15 protein-coding genes are annotated in these 15,533 nt (G+C 69.5%); 7 read left to right on the forward strand and 8 right to left on the reverse strand.

All coding sequences use genetic code 11. The features are described 5' to 3' along the window. The first annotated feature begins 79 nt into the window (after window positions 1–79). The 3 genes from G6N47_RS24410 (at window position 80) to G6N47_RS24420 (ending at window position 3,694) form a co-directional block, all read left to right on the forward strand. Complete coding sequence (locus G6N47_RS24410) at window positions 80–856, forward strand: class I SAM-dependent methyltransferase (RefSeq protein WP_083129595.1); 777 nt, start codon at window positions 80–82, stop codon at window positions 854–856. Between the two features lie 17 nt (window positions 857–873). Beyond that, entirely contained in the window at window positions 874–2,376 is a 1,503-nt protein-coding gene (locus G6N47_RS24415; RefSeq protein WP_083130433.1) for a 1,4-alpha-glucan branching protein domain-containing protein, read from the forward strand. A gap of 94 nt (window positions 2,377–2,470) precedes the next feature. Beyond that, on the forward strand, window positions 2,471–3,694 hold the full coding sequence (locus tag G6N47_RS24420; RefSeq protein ID WP_083129596.1) for a glycosyltransferase family 4 protein: 1,224 nt from the start codon (window positions 2,471–2,473) through the stop codon (window positions 3,692–3,694). A 1-nt stretch (window position 3,695) separates the two neighbouring features. Here G6N47_RS24420 and G6N47_RS24425 read toward each other — a convergent pair whose 3' ends face one another. Then, a complete protein-coding gene (locus G6N47_RS24425) occupies window positions 3,696–4,178 on the reverse strand; it encodes a MarR family winged helix-turn-helix transcriptional regulator (RefSeq protein ID WP_372517487.1) in 483 nt (160 codons plus the stop codon). Between the two features lie 67 nt (window positions 4,179–4,245). Here G6N47_RS24425 and G6N47_RS24430 point away from each other — a divergent pair, with 67 nt between their 5' ends. From G6N47_RS24430 to G6N47_RS24440, 3 genes are read left to right on the forward strand one after another with little or no spacing between them, the layout of a single operon-like run. Further along, window positions 4,246–6,291: an MMPL family transporter gene (locus G6N47_RS24430; RefSeq protein ID WP_083130434.1), complete on the forward strand. Its 2,046-nt coding sequence runs from the start codon at window positions 4,246–4,248 to the stop codon at window positions 6,289–6,291. Between the two features lie 16 nt (window positions 6,292–6,307). After that, entirely contained in the window at window positions 6,308–6,787 is a 480-nt protein-coding gene (locus tag G6N47_RS24435) for a TspO/MBR family protein (protein WP_083129598.1), read from the forward strand. Beyond that, window positions 6,788–8,128 carry a cryptochrome/photolyase family protein gene (locus tag G6N47_RS24440; RefSeq protein WP_083129599.1) on the forward strand — a complete coding sequence of 447 codons (1,341 nt, stop codon included), beginning with the start codon at window positions 6,788–6,790 and terminating at the stop codon, window positions 8,126–8,128. Here the strand turns inward: G6N47_RS24440 and G6N47_RS24445 are convergent. Next, entirely contained in the window at window positions 8,125–8,862 is a 738-nt protein-coding gene (locus G6N47_RS24445; protein WP_083129600.1) for an acyltransferase, read from the reverse strand. The two genes, G6N47_RS24440 and G6N47_RS24445, sit on opposite strands and share 4 nt — an antisense overlap. Before the next feature lie 154 nt (window positions 8,863–9,016). On the opposite strand from G6N47_RS24445, the gene G6N47_RS24450 reads away from it, so the two are divergent. Next, entirely contained in the window at window positions 9,017–10,276 is a 1,260-nt protein-coding gene (locus G6N47_RS24450) for a PQQ-binding-like beta-propeller repeat protein (RefSeq protein WP_232080390.1), read from the forward strand. Here the strand turns inward: G6N47_RS24450 and G6N47_RS24455 are convergent. From G6N47_RS24455 to G6N47_RS24480, 6 genes are all read right to left on the reverse strand, one after another. Continuing rightward, on the reverse strand, window positions 10,273–10,968 hold the full coding sequence (locus G6N47_RS24455) for an esterase (protein WP_083129602.1): 696 nt from the start codon (window positions 10,966–10,968) through the stop codon (window positions 10,273–10,275). The genes G6N47_RS24450 and G6N47_RS24455 overlap by 4 nt on opposite strands. Before the next feature lie 66 nt (window positions 10,969–11,034). Then, window positions 11,035–12,180, reverse strand: a complete 1,146-nt coding sequence (locus G6N47_RS24460) for a class I SAM-dependent methyltransferase (RefSeq protein ID WP_083130435.1) — start codon at window positions 12,178–12,180, stop codon at window positions 11,035–11,037. After that, window positions 12,177–13,145 (reverse strand): class I SAM-dependent methyltransferase, encoded by a 969-nt coding sequence (locus G6N47_RS24465; RefSeq protein WP_083129603.1) that lies wholly within the window; start codon window positions 13,143–13,145, stop codon window positions 12,177–12,179. Before G6N47_RS24465 ends, G6N47_RS24460 begins: the two co-directional genes overlap by 4 nt. Then, a complete protein-coding gene (locus G6N47_RS24470; protein WP_139799281.1) occupies window positions 13,132–13,887 on the reverse strand; it encodes an enoyl-CoA hydratase in 756 nt (251 codons plus the stop codon). The genes G6N47_RS24465 and G6N47_RS24470 overlap by 14 nt, the downstream gene beginning before the upstream one ends. Further along, window positions 13,878–14,672: an NUDIX hydrolase gene (locus G6N47_RS24475; RefSeq protein WP_083129604.1), complete on the reverse strand. Its 795-nt coding sequence runs from the start codon at window positions 14,670–14,672 to the stop codon at window positions 13,878–13,880. Before G6N47_RS24475 ends, G6N47_RS24470 begins: the two co-directional genes overlap by 10 nt. Further along, a complete protein-coding gene (locus G6N47_RS24480; protein WP_083129605.1) occupies window positions 14,669–15,511 on the reverse strand; it encodes an ABC transporter ATP-binding protein in 843 nt (280 codons plus the stop codon). The genes G6N47_RS24475 and G6N47_RS24480 overlap by 4 nt, the downstream gene beginning before the upstream one ends. Window positions 15,512–15,533: the final 22 nt, after the last annotated feature.

Raw genomic sequence — 15,533 nt, forward strand, 5'->3', positions numbered from 1 at the left:
GGGTCGTGGTAGGCCGATTGCCCGCCCGTCTGCGGTTGACCGTTCGCGGTTCGGATGCTGGGACTAGCCTGCCTATGCAATGAACGCATTCGTCCCCGACCTCCCCGATCCCGTGCTGACGCTGACCGGCGAACGCACGATCCCGGGCCTGGACGTGGAGAACTACTGGTTTCGCCGCCACGAGGTGGTGTACGAGCGGCTCGCGCCGCACTGCGCGGGCCGCGACGTGCTGGAAGCCGGCTGCGGCGAGGGCTACGGCGCCGATCTGATCGCCGGGGTGGCTCGCCGCGTGATCGCGGTTGACTACGACGAGCCCACGGTGGCCCACGTCCGCGCCCGCTACCCGCGGGTGAAGGTGGAGCACGGCAACCTCAGTCAGCTGCCGCTGCCCGATGCGTCGGTGGACGTCGTGGTCAACTTCCAGGTCATCGAGCATCTCTGGGACCAGGCGCAGTTCGTCGCCGAATGTGCGCGGGTGCTGCGGCCGTCCGGTTTGCTGATGGTGTCCACGCCCAACCGGATCACGTTTTCGCCGGGCCGCGATACCCCGATCAATCCGTTCCACACCCGCGAACTGAACGCCGACGAGCTGACCGGGCTTCTGGTCGACGCCGGATTCGGCTCGGTGTCGCTGAGCGGGGTTTTTCACGGCCCCCGACTGGCCGAGATGGACGCCCGGCACGGCGGCTCGATCATCGACGCGCAGGTGGCGCGGGCGGTGGCCGACGCACCCTGGCCGGCAGAGCTGCTGGCCGACGTCGCCGCGGTGACCACCGCGGACTTCGACCTCGTCGACGCCGCCGACCGCGACATCGATGACAGCCTCGATCTGGTCGCAATTGCGGTGCGCCCGTGACGAATCGGGTGCCGGGCATGTTCACGCTGGTGCTGCACACGCACCTGCCGTGGCTGGCCCACCACGGCCGCTGGCCGGTCGGCGAGGAATGGCTCTACCAGTCGTGGTCGGCCGCCTATCTGCCGCTGCTGCGGGTACTGCACACCCTGGCCGCCGAGGACCGGCGCGGCGTAATCACGCTGGGCATGACGCCGGTGGTGACGGCGCAGCTCGACGACCCGTACTGCCTCGACGGCATGTACCACTGGCTGGCCAACTGGCAACTGCGCGCCACCGAGGCCACGACGCTGCCGGAGCCGTTGCGCGCGTTCGGAATTCGCGAGCGCGCCGAAGCGGACCACGCTCTCGAGGATTTCGCCACGCTGTGGCACCACGGCGGCAGCCCGCTGCTGCGCGGCCTGATCGACGCCGGCACGGTGGAATTGCTCGGCGGCCCGCTGGCCCACCCGTTCCAGCCACTGCTGGCGCCGCGGCTGCGCGAATTCGCCCTGCGCGAAGGCCTGGCCGACGCCCGGCAACGCGTGGCCCACACCCCCACCGGGATCTGGGCGCCAGAGTGCGCCTATGCCCCGGGCATGGAAAACGACTATGCCGCAGCAGAAGTCGGCCATTTCATGGTCGACGGCCCGTCGTTGCACGGCGACACCGCGCTGGGCCGGCCGGTCGGCGCGACCGACGTGGTGGCGTTCGGCCGCGATCTGCAGGTGAGCTACCGGGTGTGGTCGCCGAAATCCGGCTACCCCGGCCATGCCGCCTACCGCGACTTCCACACCTACGACCACCGCACCGGCCTGAAGCCGGCCCGGGTCACCGGTCGCAACGTGCCGTCGGACGCCAAGGCGCCCTACGACCCCGAGCGGGCCGATCGCGCGGTCGACAGCCACGTCGCCGATTTCGTCGACGTGGTCCGCGCGCGGCTGACGAGTGAGTCCGAGCGGATCGGCCGACCGGCGCACGTTGTCGCCGCCTTCGACACCGAATTGTTCGGCCACTGGTGGTACGAGGGTCCGGTGTGGCTGCAGCGGGTGCTGCGCGCGCTGCCGGAGGCCGGGGTTCGGGTCGGCACTCTGAGCGACGCGATCGCCGGTGGCTTCGTCGGCGAGGCGGTCGAATTACCGCCCAGCTCTTGGGGTTCCGGCAAAGACTGGCAGGTGTGGGCCGGCGAGAAGGTGGCCGATCTGGTGCAGCTCAACACCGAAGTGGTCGACACCGCGCTCAGCACCGTAGACAAGGCGCTGACCCAGACGGCGTCGCTGGACGGCCCGATCCCCCGCGACCAGATTGCCGATCAGATCCTGCGCGAGACGCTGCTGACGGTGTCCAGCGACTGGCCGTTCATGGTCAGCAAGGACTCCGCGGCCGACTATGCCCGCTACCGGGCACACCTGCACGCGCACGCCACCCGGGAGATCGCCGATGCGCTGGCGTCGGGCCGCCGGGAGGTTGCGCAGCGGCTGGCCGACGGGTGGAACCGCGCCGACGGGCTGTTCGGCGCGCTGGACGCGCGGAGGCTGCCATGACATTTCTCCTTCTCCGCGAGCGTGCGTTTCTGCGCGCCGACACGCCCTCGCGGGCGGCATTCTGTGCACGCTCGCGCCAAAGGTGGCCCGCCGCATGAAAATCCTGATGGTCTCCTGGGAGTACCCGCCGGTGGTGATCGGCGGGCTGGGCCGCCACGTCCATCACCTGGCCACGGCGCTGGCCGCGGCCGGCCACGAGGTCGTCGTGCTGTCGCGTCGCCCGACGGGCACCGACCCGAGCACGCACCCGTCGTCGGATGAGATCAGCGAGGGCGTGCGGGTAGTCGCCGCAGCGCAGGACCCGCACGAGTTCACCTTTGCCAACGACATGATGGCCTGGACCCTGGCAATGGGCCACGCCATGATCCGGGCCGGCCTGGCGCTGGACTTCACCCCCGACGTGGTGCACGCGCACGACTGGCTAGTGGCGCATCCGGCGATTACGTTAGCCGAATACTTCGACGTGCCAATGGTTTCCACGATCCATGCCACCGAAGCCGGTCGACACTCCGGGTGGGTGTCCGGCCCGATCAGCAGGCAAGTCCACGCCGTCGAATCATGGCTGGTGCGCGAATCCGATTCGCTGATCACATGTTCGACGTCGATGAGCGACGAGATCACCGAGCTGTTCGGGCCGGGACTGGCCGAGATCACCGTGATCCGCAACGGAATCGACGCCGCCCGTTGGCCATTCGCGCCGCGGCGTAGCCGTACCGGCCCGCCGGAACTGCTGTATGTCGGTCGGCTGGAATACGAGAAGGGCGTGCACGACGCGATCGCCGCGCTGCCCCGCATTCGACGCACCCATCCCGGTACCACGCTGACCATCGCCGGTGAGGGCACCCAGCAAGAGTGGCTCGTCGAGCAGGCCCGTCAGCACCGGGTGCTCAGAGCCACCAGGTTCGCCGGGCGGCTCGACCACGACGACCTGCTGGCCGCGCTGCACCGCGCCGACGCCGCGGTGCTGCCCAGCCACTACGAGCCGTTCGGGCTCGCCGCCCTGGAAGCCGCCGCGGCCGGCACGCCGCTGGTGACAACGAACATCGGCGGCCTGGGCGAGGCAGTGATCAACGGGCAAACCGGGATGTCCTTCCCGCCGCGCGACGTGGCCCGGCTTGCCAGCGCGGTCCGCAAGGTGCTCGACGACCCCGCCGCCGCACAGCGTCGCGCGTACGCCGCGCGAGAACGGCTCACCGCCGACTTCGACTGGCACACCGTGGCCGGGGAAACCGCGCAGGTATACCTGGCGGCCAAGCGTCGCGAACGCCAGCCGCTGCCGAGGTTGCCGATCATCGAGCACGCGCTGCCGGACCGCTGAATCACGGCGCGCCCAGATCGGCCTGGAACGCGCGCATCGCCGCGATCAGCGCGTTGAAAACCCGGTGGGCGGCGGCCAACTCGGCGTCGGGCAACCCTGCGAGCGCCGCGTGGGTGTGTTGGCGCAGCGGGGTGAAAAACGAACGGGCGGTGGCGAGGCCGGCCGGGGCGTAGCGGAGCACGACTTTGCGCCGGTCGGCGGGATGGGACTCTCGGCGGATGTGCCCGGAGTCGATCAGTCGGTCCACCATGTACGTGATCGCGGCACCGGACAAGCCCATCCGGTCTCGAAGTTCTCCGGAAGTGATTGGCGCCCCGGCTGTTTCGGCAACCATGATGTGCAGCAGCGCGCGGAAATCGGCGATCCGGACGCCCTGCGACCGGGAAAACAACTGGCCGATCTGATCGGATTCGCTCGTCAGGGCCCGTAGGTCGGCCGAGATCAGCGATTCCAGTTCTTCGCGGCTGTCGAGTTGCTCATCCATGACCCTCCGCAGCATAACCCCATATCTTTCAGTTGCTTAACCATTAAGTTGCTGAAATTCTGGGGTGGTGACCTGGGACCGTCTCGCCGCCGCGGTGACCCGTCGCCGTTCCTGGCTGATCACCCTCGGAGCGGTCGTGCTCGGCGCCGGTTTCACGGCGATGGGCGGGGCGAACAGCGCGGCCGGACAGGCCCCTGTGTCGCTACCACCGGGCTCCGAATCCGCGCGTGCTGAGGCCCTGGCGGCCCAGTTCCCGGGTGGTGACCGCACGTCCGCGATCTTGGTGGTCACCCGCTCGGACGGCACCAGCCTGGGCGCGCCCGACGTGGCGGCCGCTGATCAGGCCCGCGCCCGGATGCAGGCGGTAATGGGCCCCGATCCCGGGCCGCCGATGACGGTGTCGGCCGACGGGAAGGCCGTCGTCGGAGTGGTGCCGCTCAGTGCCGAGTTGACCGGTCTGGCCCTCGACGACACGGTGGCGGCCCTGCGCAGCGCCGCGGCCACCGGCCTGCCGCCGGACCTCCGAGCCCACGTCACCGGCGGGCCGGCGTTCGGCGCCGACATCGCCAACGCGTTCGCCGGCGCCAACATCACGCTGTTGGCGGTCACGGCGTCGGTGGTGGCTCTGTTGCTCATCGCCACCTACCGTTCCCCCGTGCTGTGGCTGGTGCCGCTGGGGGTCATCGCATTCGCCGACCGCGTCGCGACGGCGGTCGGCACTGCAGTGGCCGGCCCGACCGGGCTGAGGTTCGACGGCTCCACCGCCGGGATCACGAGCGTGCTGGTGTTCGGCGCCGGCACCAACTATGCGCTGCTGCTGATTTCGCGTTACCGCGAAGAGCTTCGCCGCAACGCCGACCACCGCGCGGCCCTGCGCCGCGCGGTGCGCAGAGCCGCGCCCGCCATCGTCGCCAGCAACGCGACCGTGGTGCTGGGGCTGCTGACCCTGCTGCTCGCCGCGACGCCGAGTACCCGCAGTCTGGGAGTGCTGGCGGCGTGCGGCCTGGCGGTCGCGGCGGTGTCGGTGCTGCTGGTGTTGCCGCCGCTGCTGGCAATGTGTGGGCCCCGGCTGTTTTGGCCGCTGATCCCTCGCCCGGGCGACGACCGGGCGATCGGTTCCCGGCCCTGGCATCGGATGGCCGAGTCGGTTGCGCGACGTCCGGCACTGGTCGCCGTAGTCGCGATCGCGGCACTGGCCGTGATGGCCACCGGGCTGCTTGGCATACGGATCGGCCTGTCGCAGACGGAGCAATTCCGGGGCAAGGCCGACTCGGTGACCGGTTTTGACGTCCTCGCCCACCACTTTCCCGCCGGCCTGGCCAACCCAACCATGGTGATCGCCGCCACCGCCCACAAACCCCAAGTGCAGCAAGCGATCAACACAACAGCCGGGGTGGCGTCGGCAACCGCGTCGAATTCACCGACCGCGTTGACACAGTGGTCGCTGGTGATCAACGCGGCGCCGGCGTCTGATGACGCATTCAAAATTATTGCAGCGCTGCGTGATTCGGTGAAAAAAGCAGACCCTGATGCCGTGGTGGGCGGCGCCGACGCGCAGGCCCTCGACATTCGCGATGCGGCCGAGCGTGACCGGCTGGTGCTGATTCCGGCCATCCTGGCGGTCATCGTGATGGTGCTCTACGCCTTGCTGCGATCGGTGCTCGCGCCGCCGACTTTGCTCGCGGCCACAATTCTGGGTGCCCTCGCAGCGCTGGGATTGGGCGGTTGGGCCAGTCTGCGGGTGTTCAGCTTCCCGGCGCTGGATAACAGCACGCCGTTGTTCGCGTTCATGTTCCTGGCTGCTCTGGGGGTCGACTACACGATCTTCCTGGTCATCCGTGCCCGCGAGGAGGCCGCCGGCCACGGTGCCTGCGACGGCATGATCCGTGCGGTGTCGTCGACCGGCGGCGTGATCACCAGTGCAGGAATCGTTTTGGCGGCGGTGTTCTGCGTGCTCGGAGTGCTGCCGCTGATTGTGCTGACACAGCTGGGCATCATCGTCGGACTCGGGATCCTGCTCGACACGTTCGTCGTGCGCACTCTGGTGATCCCCGCCCTGTTCGCGTTGATCGGCGACCGCATCTGGTGGCCCACCGACCCCGCTCGCAACTAAACCGAAAGGGAGACAGATGAATAAGCCCACACTGGTTGCGACGTCGCTGGCCGTCGCCGCAGCCGCCGGTAGCGGAAGCCTCGCCAGCCGGTCCCGCGTCGCGGGGTGGTATGCGCGGCTGCGCAAGCCGGCCTATGTGCCGCCAAGCCCGGTCTTCCCGGCGGCCTGGAGCGCGCTGTACACCGACATCGCGGCCACCTCTGCGCTGGCCGTTGACCGCTTGCGTCGGGCCGGACGCCGCGACGATGCCCGCCGCTACGCGATCGCCTTGGGTCTCAATCTGTTTCTCAACGCGGGGTGGAGTTGGCTGTTCTTCCGTTTCGGGCGGCTCGGCGCCTCTGCCGTCGGCGCCGCCGCGCTGACAGCCAGCAGCGCCGACTTGGTGCGCAGGACCGCCCAAGCCGATCCGCGGGCCGCACTCGCCCTGTCGCCCTACCCACTCTGGTGTGCCTTCGCTACCGCCATGTCCACCGATATCTGGCGACTCAACCGCTAAATGCCCACGCTGCTGTGGTTTCGCCGCGATCTGCGGCTGCACGATCTGCCCCCGTTGTTGGAGGCGGCCGACGCTGGCGACGAGGTGCTGGCCTGCTTCGTTGTCGATCCGCGCCTGGAGGCCTCACCCGCCCGGCGCCGTTTGCAGTTCCTGTGCGACTCGCTTCGGCAGTTACGCGACGGCCTCGACGGCCGGCTGCTGGTGACCAGTGGCCGGCCAGAAGAGCGGATTCCCCTTATTGCCAAGGAAATTGCAGCGTCGTCGGTGCATGTGTCAGCGGACTTCACGCCGTTCGGGTGGCGCCGCGACGGGCGGGTGAGCGAGGCGCTGGGCAACGTTCCGTTGGTGGCCACAGCATCGCCGTACCTGGTGTCACCGGGACGAGTCACCAAAAACGACGGCACACCGTATCGGGTGTTCACGCCCTTCCTGCGGAACTGGCGCGAGGCGGGATGGCCGCCACCGGCGCGGTCTGGCGTCGAATCGGCACGCTGGCTCGATCCGGGCCAGGTGGCCATCGAACGCTGCGAGATCCCGGATCCCGGTGTGACGCTTGACCTCGCAGCCGGTGAAGCGGCTGCGCGACGGCAATGGGCGCGGTTTGTCCGTGACGGGATGGACCACTACGCGGAGGATCGCAACCGGCTCGACCGCCACGGCACCAGTCGCATGTCGGCCCATCTGAAATTCGGCACGATTCACCCGCGGACCATGGCGGCCGACCTTGATCTTCGTCGCAGCGGGCCGAAAGCCTATCTGCGCCAATTGGCTTTCCGCGACTTCTACGCTGCCGTGCTCCATCACTGGCCGGCCAGCGCCTGGCGTAACTGGAACCGCGGTTTCGACTCCATCCAAACCGACACCGGGACGGAGGCGGAACGCCGCTTCGATGCGTGGAAAGCCGGCCAGACCGGATTCCCGCTTGTCGACGCCGGCATGCGTCAGCTCCGCGACACCGGATTCATGCCGAACCGCATGCGGATGGTCGTCGCGTCGTTTCTGGTGAAGGACCTGCACCTGCCTTGGCAGTGGGGTGCCCGGTGGTTTCTCGAGCAGCTGGTCGACGGCGACATGGCCAACAACCAGCACGGCTGGCAGTGGTGTGCGGGAAGCGGCACCGACGCGGCACCGTACTTCCGGGTCTTCAATCCCGTCGCACAGGCCGAAAAGTTCGACCCCGCAGGCGATTACGTCCGACGCTGGGTCCCGGAGTTGGCCACTGCCCAGGACGCCCACCTACGGCGGGGCCAGCGCCCGCCCGGATACCCGCCGCCCATCGTCGACCACGGCGCCGAGCGCGTCGAAGCGCTGCGCCGCTATCGGCGCATCTCCGAGGGCTAGCGGCTCGCCTTTTTGCGTTCGATGTCGGCCAGCGCCGCAGCCAACTCGGCTCGCTGGGCGGCCGACGTCTCCCACGCCAACTGACGGTTCTTGACCACCTTGGCCGGCGCGCCGACCGCGATCGAGTAGTCCGGGATGTTGCCCTTGACCACCGCATGCGATCCGAGCACGCAACCACGGCCGATGGTGGTGTTGCGCAACACCGTCACCTTGGCGGCAATCCAGGTGTCCGGCCCGATGCGGACCGGGCCCTTGACGATGCCCTGGTCCTTGATCGGCATCGTGATGTCGTCCATCCGGTGGTCGAAATCGCAGATGTAGCACCAGTCGGCCATCAGCACCGAATCGCCGATCTCGATGTCGAGGTAGGTGTTGACGACGTTGTCGCGGCCCAGCACCACCTTGTCGCCGAACCGCAGCGAGCCCTCATGGGCGCGGATGGTGTTCTTGTCGCCGATGTGGACCCAGCGACCGATCTCGAGCTGGGCCAGTTCCGGGGTGCAGTGGATCTCCACGCCCTTTCCGAGGAACACCATGCCGCGGGTGATGATGTGCGGGTTGGCGAGCTTGAACTTCAGCAACCGCCAGTAGCGCACCAGGTACCACGGGGTCCACGCGCGGTTCGCCAGCACCCACTTCAGCGACGCCAGCGTCAGGAACTTCGCCTGGCGTGGGTCACGCAGCCTCGATCCCCGCCACCGGCGATGCAGCGGTGCGCCCCACATGGTCGTCATGGCCGCAGAGCTTAGTCCGGCGCCGATCCGGACCGCGGAGCGGTCTGAGGAGACGCCACCCGCTACTCTCGGCAGCGTGTTCTGGCGCACGCCCTTTCTGCCGAGTGGGCGGCTTGTGGACGTGAAAGACGCCAGCTTTCGCCGTAACCCTGCGGTGGTGGCCGCGGTGGTGATCTTGACGCTCGCCGGCTGCCGGAACACAGACTCCTGGGTAGAAGCCGCGCCCGCCCCGGGATGGCCCGCGCAATACGGCGACGCGTCCAACACCAGCTACACCCATACGACCGGTGCGACCACACTGAAACTGGGCTGGACGCGGTCGGTGAAGGGCAGCCTGGCCGCGGCACCGGCGCTGAGCGGCCGTGGCTGGATGGTGCTCAACGCGCAAACCCCGGCCGGGTGCTCGCTGATGGAGTGGGAGAACGACGACAACGGCCGGCAGCGCTGGTGCGTACGCCTGGTTCAGGGCGGCGGCTTTGCCGGCCCTCTGTTCGACGGCTTCGACAACGTCTACGTCGGCCAGCCCGGGGCGATGATGTCCTTTCCGCCCACCCAGTGGACGCGCTGGCGGGCACCGGTGATCGGAATGCCTTCCACCCCAAGGATTCTCAAAGATGGTCAGCTGCTGGTCGTCACCCACCTGGGCCAGGTGCTGGTGTTCGACGCGCACCGCGGCACCGTGGTCGGCAGCCCACTGGACCTGGTGGAAGGCGTCGATTCGACCGATCCCACCCGCGGGCTTTCCGATTGCGCACCGGCCCGACCGGGCTGTCCCGTCGCCGCGGCACCGGCTTTTGCCGCCACGACCGGCGCCGTGGTACTGGGCCTCTGGGAGCCCGGCGCCAACGCGGCGGTGCTGGTCGGCCTGAAATACCACCCGGGACAAAACCCGCTGCTGACCCGGGAGTGGACCAGTGACGCCGTGGCGACCGGTGTGCTTGCCAGCCCGGTGCTGTCCGCGGACGGCTCGACCGTCTACGTCAACGGACGCGACCAACAGCTGTGGGCGCTGCATGCCGCCGACGGGAAGCCGAAATGGTCAGCGCCGCTGAAGTTCCTGGCGCAGACGCCGCCCACCCTGACGCCAGGCGGGCTGATCGTGTCCGGCGGCGGTCCCGACACGCAGCTGGTCGCCTTCAAAGACGCCGGCGACCACGCCGAGTTGGTGTGGCGCCGCGACGACGTCACCCCGCTGTGTACGTCGAGCCTGGCCGGCAGCGGCGTCGGCTACACGGTGGCCAAAGCCGATCGCGGGATGTCGCTGCTGATCTTCGACCCGCGCGACGGCCACACCCATGGCAGCTATCCGCTGCCGGAGGCCACCGGCTACCCGGTCGGGGTGGCGGTCGGCCATGATCGCCGGGTGGTCGCCGCCACCAGCGACGGTCAGGTGTACAGCTTCGCCCCGGCCTAAGACACCGCCAACGGCGGGATCGCGTTACGCGGCACCTGCGCCTGGGCGGCGCCCGCGAAGGGCGGCAGCAACTCCCCCGGCGCGAAGTAGAAGATCAGCGAGTCGTCGGTGATAGCGAAGTTCTGGTAATGCGACGAGTCCAGGCCGGTGCCGGGCGGGATTGTGCCGCCCAGCCCCGTCTGCCGGCTCAGCTCTCGCTGCACGATCGGATAGATGGCGTCAAGCGGCTTGCTGCCCGGCGCGAACAGGTTGTCGAAGGTGATCGGCTGGCGTTTGTCGAGGTCGTAGTTGAAACCCTTGTAGAAGGTCGAGGGACGCGGCCCGCCCAAGTCTTCGAACACCTTGAGCACCACGCTCTGGGTGCCCTTCGGCGGTTTGCCCGAGCGGTACTGCTCGGACGTCACTTCCATCTGGTAGGGCTGGTCGCGGGGTCCCGACGTCTGCGCGACGTTGATGAACCCGTCCCGGTTCTGGGTGAGGTAGTCAGCCAGGGCCTGCTGGTCGGGATAGTCGACCGGAAACTTCATGTCGAGGGTGTAGGTGGAGTTCGCGGTGTGCACGTGACACGTCTGCCCGCCCTCGAGGCTGCCGCCCATGCTTGTGCATGACGGGTCGGCGATGGCCCGCGGCCCGCCCGGCCAGCCCACCAGGGCTCCGGCCGCCAGCAGCGCGGCCGCGATCACAGTGCGCATCGTCGATGTGTCCTCGCAAACTTAAAAGACGGCGCAGCCGCCGTCCCGGCCAGCCTACCTGGACCGTCATCGCGACGGACGACAAACGAACACCGCTCTGCCGGAGCCGATGCGGGTGATGACCACGGACAGGGCCTGCCGGCCGCGCAGTCGCAGTCGCTTGCGCAGCGCGTCGGGGTCCACGTCGACGCCGCGGACCAGAATCTCGAGGGCGCCGCAGTCCAACGCGGCCAGCGCCTGACGCAGCCGTCGCTCGTCGAACGCCACCTGCTCGAGAACCTCGAAGCCACGCACCCCGCGCGGCAACCGTTCGCCGGAGAGGTAGGCAATGTCGGGGTCCAGCTGCCACAGCCCGTGCCGCGCCGCGTAGTGGCGCACCAGACCGGCCCGCACAACCGCGCCGTCGGGGTCGACGATCCAGCGGCCCGCGGGCCGCACCGGGCAGTCGTCCGGCTCGGCGTCGGTGATCTGTTCGCCGCGATCCAGCACAGTGGCCCGCCGCCGCACTCCCGGCGAAGCCAATACACCCGACCACAGGCAGGCTTCCCGAACCGAGCCGCCGTACGAGGTGACCTCGATCTCGCCGGCGAAGCCGAGACGCCGCACTGCGTCGAAATCGATTCCGGGAGCGCACTTTACAACCAGCGAACGGCCGCGGTAGACGTCGAACAACGCGTCCAGCGCGGGCTGGTAGTCGCGCGGGTTGAAGCGGCGCCGCCCGCCACTGCGACGCGCTGGGTCGGCGACGACGACCGCGTCGCGGGTCACCGGGCGCAGTGCGTCGGCGCGGCACAGCGCGACATCTCCGACGTTGTGCCGCGCCATCGCCAGCCGCACCGGGTCAATGTCGCTGCCGACCGCCCGGGCCGCCACACCGCGCAGGGCCGCCAGCTCGGTGCCGACCGAGCAGGTCACGTCGTGCACCACCAAGCCGGCCAACCGCTGCGCGCGATGCTGGGCGACGGGGGCGGCGCTGGCCTGCTGCAGCGCCTCGTCGGTGAACAGCCAGTCGCTGGTGCCCGGCAGTTTGGCGGCCGCGCGGCGGCGCAACAACACCGTTTCGACCAGCACCGGTGTGCGGTCGCCGAACCGGGCCCGGATCGCGGCGATGTCCGCCACCAGGTCGGTCAGCTCGAAACCGGCCACCACGGCCAGCGCCGCGGAGCCCGCGTCCGATGCCAGGTAGGCAACGTCGTCGAGCCCGAACGTCAGGACGGTTTGACCCCGGTGATCATCACGTTGTAGAACCAGCCCTTCGGCACCACCCGGCGGCACAGGTTCTCGTCCACCCAGCTCAGCGTCTTCCAGCTGGTGAACGCGAATTTCGCCCAGCCCCAGCCCAGCCGCTCGGAGGGCACCGCGTACTCGAACGTGCGCAGCGGCCAGCCCAGCATGGCGGCGGTGAACTCCACGGTGGCGGTCTGCACGTCGGTGGCGCCGGCGGCCGCTGCCATCCGCTCGAGGTCGGCGGGGGCGAACGTGTGCAGGTCGACGACGGCCTCCAGCGCTGCGGCGCGCGAAGATTCGTCGAGTTCGGCCTGCGGACGCCGCCAGGCGCCCAGGCCGGGCAGCTTGGTGACGTTGGTGGTCACGCGCCAGGTCAGCGTGGACAGCGCCCGCGCGTAGCCGTCGCCGACGGTGGTCGGCTCGCCGGCGAACACGAACCGCCCGCCCGGCCGCAGCACGCGCAGCACCTCGCGCAGCGAGAGCTCGACGTCGGGAATGTGGTGCAGCACCGCGTGCCCGACCACCAGGTCGAAGGTGTCGTCGTCGTAGGGGATGCGCTCGGCGTCGGCGACCCGGCCGTCGATGTCCAGCCCCAGCGACTGCCCGTTGCGGGTGGCGACTTTGACCATGCCCGGCGACAAGTCGGTGACCGACCCGCGCCGCGCCACCCCGGACTGGATCAGGTTCAGCAGGAAAAACCCTGTGCCGCAGCCTAATTCGAGGGCGCGGTCGTACGGCAGCCGGTGGATTTCGTCGTCGGGAACAACGCCGTCGAAGCAGTCACGCGCGTAGTCGACGCAGCGCTGGTCATACGAGATCGACCACTTCTCGTCGTAGTTCTCGGCTTCCCAGTCGTGGTAGAGCACCTGGGCCAGCTTGCTGTCGTGCCGCGCCGCTTCCACCTGCTCGGCAGTGGCGTGTGGCTGCGGCGCCGGATCAGTACTGGTCATGGTGGCCCAGCTTAACGGCACGGGCGAACACGTCCAGATAGCGGCGGCGGTCGGCGGCGAGCCGCTCGGCCGGTGCCAGGTCGTAGACGCCGTCGATACCGGCCTTGGCCGCCGCCAGCGCGTACGACGGGCCGTCGACAAACCGGGCGGCCCAGGTCGCGGCGGAGTCGTACACATGGTCCGGGGCCACCATGTCGTCGACGAGGCCCAATGCCAGCGCCTCTTCGGCGTCGAAGAATCGCCCGCTGTACACCAGCTCCTTGGCCCGGCTGCCACCAACGGCGCGGGTCAGCCGAGCGAGCCCGTCGCCGTCGGGAATCAGGCCGGCCAGGATCTCCGTCGCACCCAACCGCACGTTGTCGCCTGCCACGCGCCAATCGGCGGCCAACGCCAGAGTCAGACCGGCGCCCAGCGCGTATCCGGTGACGGCCGCGACGGTCGGTTTCGGGATCGCCGCGACGGCCTCGACGGCCTCGCGGCGCACCCGGGCCCACGTCTCGGCCTCCGCCACGCTCAGCGCGCGCAGCGCCGGCATGTCGTCGCCGGCCGAGAAGATCTCGTGCCCACCGAACACGATCACCGCGGCGACGTCGTCGCGGCGGCCCAATTCCGCAGCGGCCCCGGCGATTTCGCGATACACCTGGCGGGTCATCGCGTTGGTCGGCGGCCGCGACAGCAACAGGGTGGCCACACCGGGCCGGTTGGCGTCGGTGTGGATGCTGACGAATTCGGTCACGGCCACCGCCGGCCCCGCGCCTGGTTGTAGCGCTCGGAGTCGAAGAACTCGAACTCCCAGTTGTCGCCCTTGACCGCCAGGTCCGGCTGCACTGCGACGATCTTGCGCTCCACCGCCAGCACGTCGGCGACGGTGTGACCGGCCAACGAGTCCAGCTGCGTCCAGGTCGGCGGCAGCAGGAAGGTGCGGCCGGCAGCGAAGTCCTCGATCGCGGCCTCCGGGGTGCTCCAGCCGGCGTGGTCGGATTCGGTGTTCTCGCCGTCGGCGCGCTGCCCCTCCGGTAACGCGCCGACGAAGAAGTAGGTGTCATAGCGGCGGGTGCGTTCGGCTTCGGGGGTGACCCAGTTGGCCCACGGCCGCAGCAAATCGGCGCGCAGCACCAGGTTCTCGGTGCGCAGGAAGTCGGCGAACGAGAGCTCCCCCGCCGCCAATGCCAGCCGCGATTCGCGGTAGACCGCGGCGTCCCCGACGATGCCGTGCGGGTCGTCAGCCGGCCCGGCGAACAGCACGCCGGACTCCTCGAAGGTTTCCCGGGCGGCCGCGCACACCAGCGCCTCGGCCAGGTCGGTGTCGACGCCGAACCGCTGCGCCCACCACGACGGCGCCGGCCCGGCCCAGGCGATGTCGGCATTGCGGTCGCGGTCGTCGACCCCGCCGCCCGGAAACACCATTACGCCCGCCGCGAAGTGCATTTTCGAGTGCCGTCGCATCAAGAACACGGCGATGCCGTCGTCAGTGTCGCGGACCAGCATCACGGTCGCGGCCGGCCGCGCCGGCAGCGGTTCGGTCATGCGCGCCTCCGATGCGCCGCGCGGGTGCGGGTGCGACGGGCGAAGTACCGCCCGTCGATGACGTCGACGGCGATCGACTGCCCGAATGCCGCAGACAGGTTTTCGGCGGTCAGCACGTCGGGCAGCAGGCCCGACGCGACGACCTGTCCCTCCGAGAGCAGCATGCAGTGCGAAAAGCCGGGCGGAATCTCCTCGACGTGGTGAGTGACCAGCACCAGCGCCGGCGCGTCGGGGTCGGCGGCCAGGTCGGTCAGCCGGGCCACCAGCTCTTCGCGGCCGCCGAGGTCCAGGCCGGCGGCAGGCTCGTCGAGCAGCAGCAGCTCGGGGTCGGTCATCAGCGCGCGGGCGATCAGCACCCGCTTGCGTTCCCCCTCCGAGAGGGTCTCGTAGGTGCGGTCGGCCAGGTGCTCGGCGCCCAGGCTTTCCAGCATGTCGATGGCCCGGTGGTAGTCGACGTCCTCGTAGCGCTCCTTCCACCGGCCCAGCACCGCATAGCCCGCCGAGACGACCAGGTCACGCACCACTTCGTGGCCGGGCACCCGCTGCGCCAGCACCGAGGAACTCAGGCCCACCCGGGCGCGCAGCTCGGACATGTCGACCCGGCCCAGCCGCTCACCGAGCACATACGCCACCCCCGACGAGGGGTGTTCGGCGGCGGCGGCGATGCGCAGCAGCGACGTCTTGCCGGCCCCGTTGGGCCCCAGGATCACCCAGCGTTCGTCGAGCTCGACCGACCAATCGACGGGCCCGACCAACACCCGCCCGTCGCGGCGCAGCGAAATGTCGTGAAAGTCGATCAGCAGGTCGGGGTCGGCTGCCTCACTTGCGGTTTCGGGCACCCGACCATCGTGCCGTACCGCG

This window comes from Mycobacterium branderi, from assembly GCF_010728725.1.
Lineage (GTDB): Bacteria > Actinomycetota > Actinomycetes > Mycobacteriales > Mycobacteriaceae > Mycobacterium > Mycobacterium branderi.

Excerpts from the sequence above, each read along its gene's own strand:
- G6N47_RS24475 (WP_083129604.1), bottom strand. The coding sequence starts at position 14,672 with ATGACCGAACCGCTGCCGGCGCGGCCGGCCGCGACCGTGATGCTGGTC.
- G6N47_RS24415 (WP_083130433.1), top strand. The coding sequence starts at position 874 with ATGTTCACGCTGGTGCTGCACACGCACCTGCCGTGGCTGGCCCACCAC.
- G6N47_RS24420 (WP_083129596.1), top strand. The coding sequence starts at position 2,471 with ATGAAAATCCTGATGGTCTCCTGGGAGTACCCGCCGGTGGTGATCGGC.
- G6N47_RS24410 (WP_083129595.1), top strand. The coding sequence starts at position 80 with ATGAACGCATTCGTCCCCGACCTCCCCGATCCCGTGCTGACGCTGACC.
- G6N47_RS24455 (WP_083129602.1), bottom strand. The coding sequence starts at position 10,968 with ATGCGCACTGTGATCGCGGCCGCGCTGCTGGCGGCCGGAGCCCTGGTG.
- G6N47_RS24440 (WP_083129599.1), top strand. The coding sequence starts at position 6,788 with ATGCCCACGCTGCTGTGGTTTCGCCGCGATCTGCGGCTGCACGATCTG.
- G6N47_RS24445 (WP_083129600.1), bottom strand. The coding sequence starts at position 8,862 with ATGACGACCATGTGGGGCGCACCGCTGCATCGCCGGTGGCGGGGATCG.
- G6N47_RS24425 (WP_372517487.1), bottom strand. The coding sequence starts at position 4,178 with ATGGATGAGCAACTCGACAGCCGCGAAGAACTGGAATCGCTGATCTCG.
- G6N47_RS24465 (WP_083129603.1), bottom strand. The coding sequence starts at position 13,145 with ATGACCAGTACTGATCCGGCGCCGCAGCCACACGCCACTGCCGAGCAG.
- G6N47_RS24435 (WP_083129598.1), top strand. The coding sequence starts at position 6,308 with ATGAATAAGCCCACACTGGTTGCGACGTCGCTGGCCGTCGCCGCAGCC.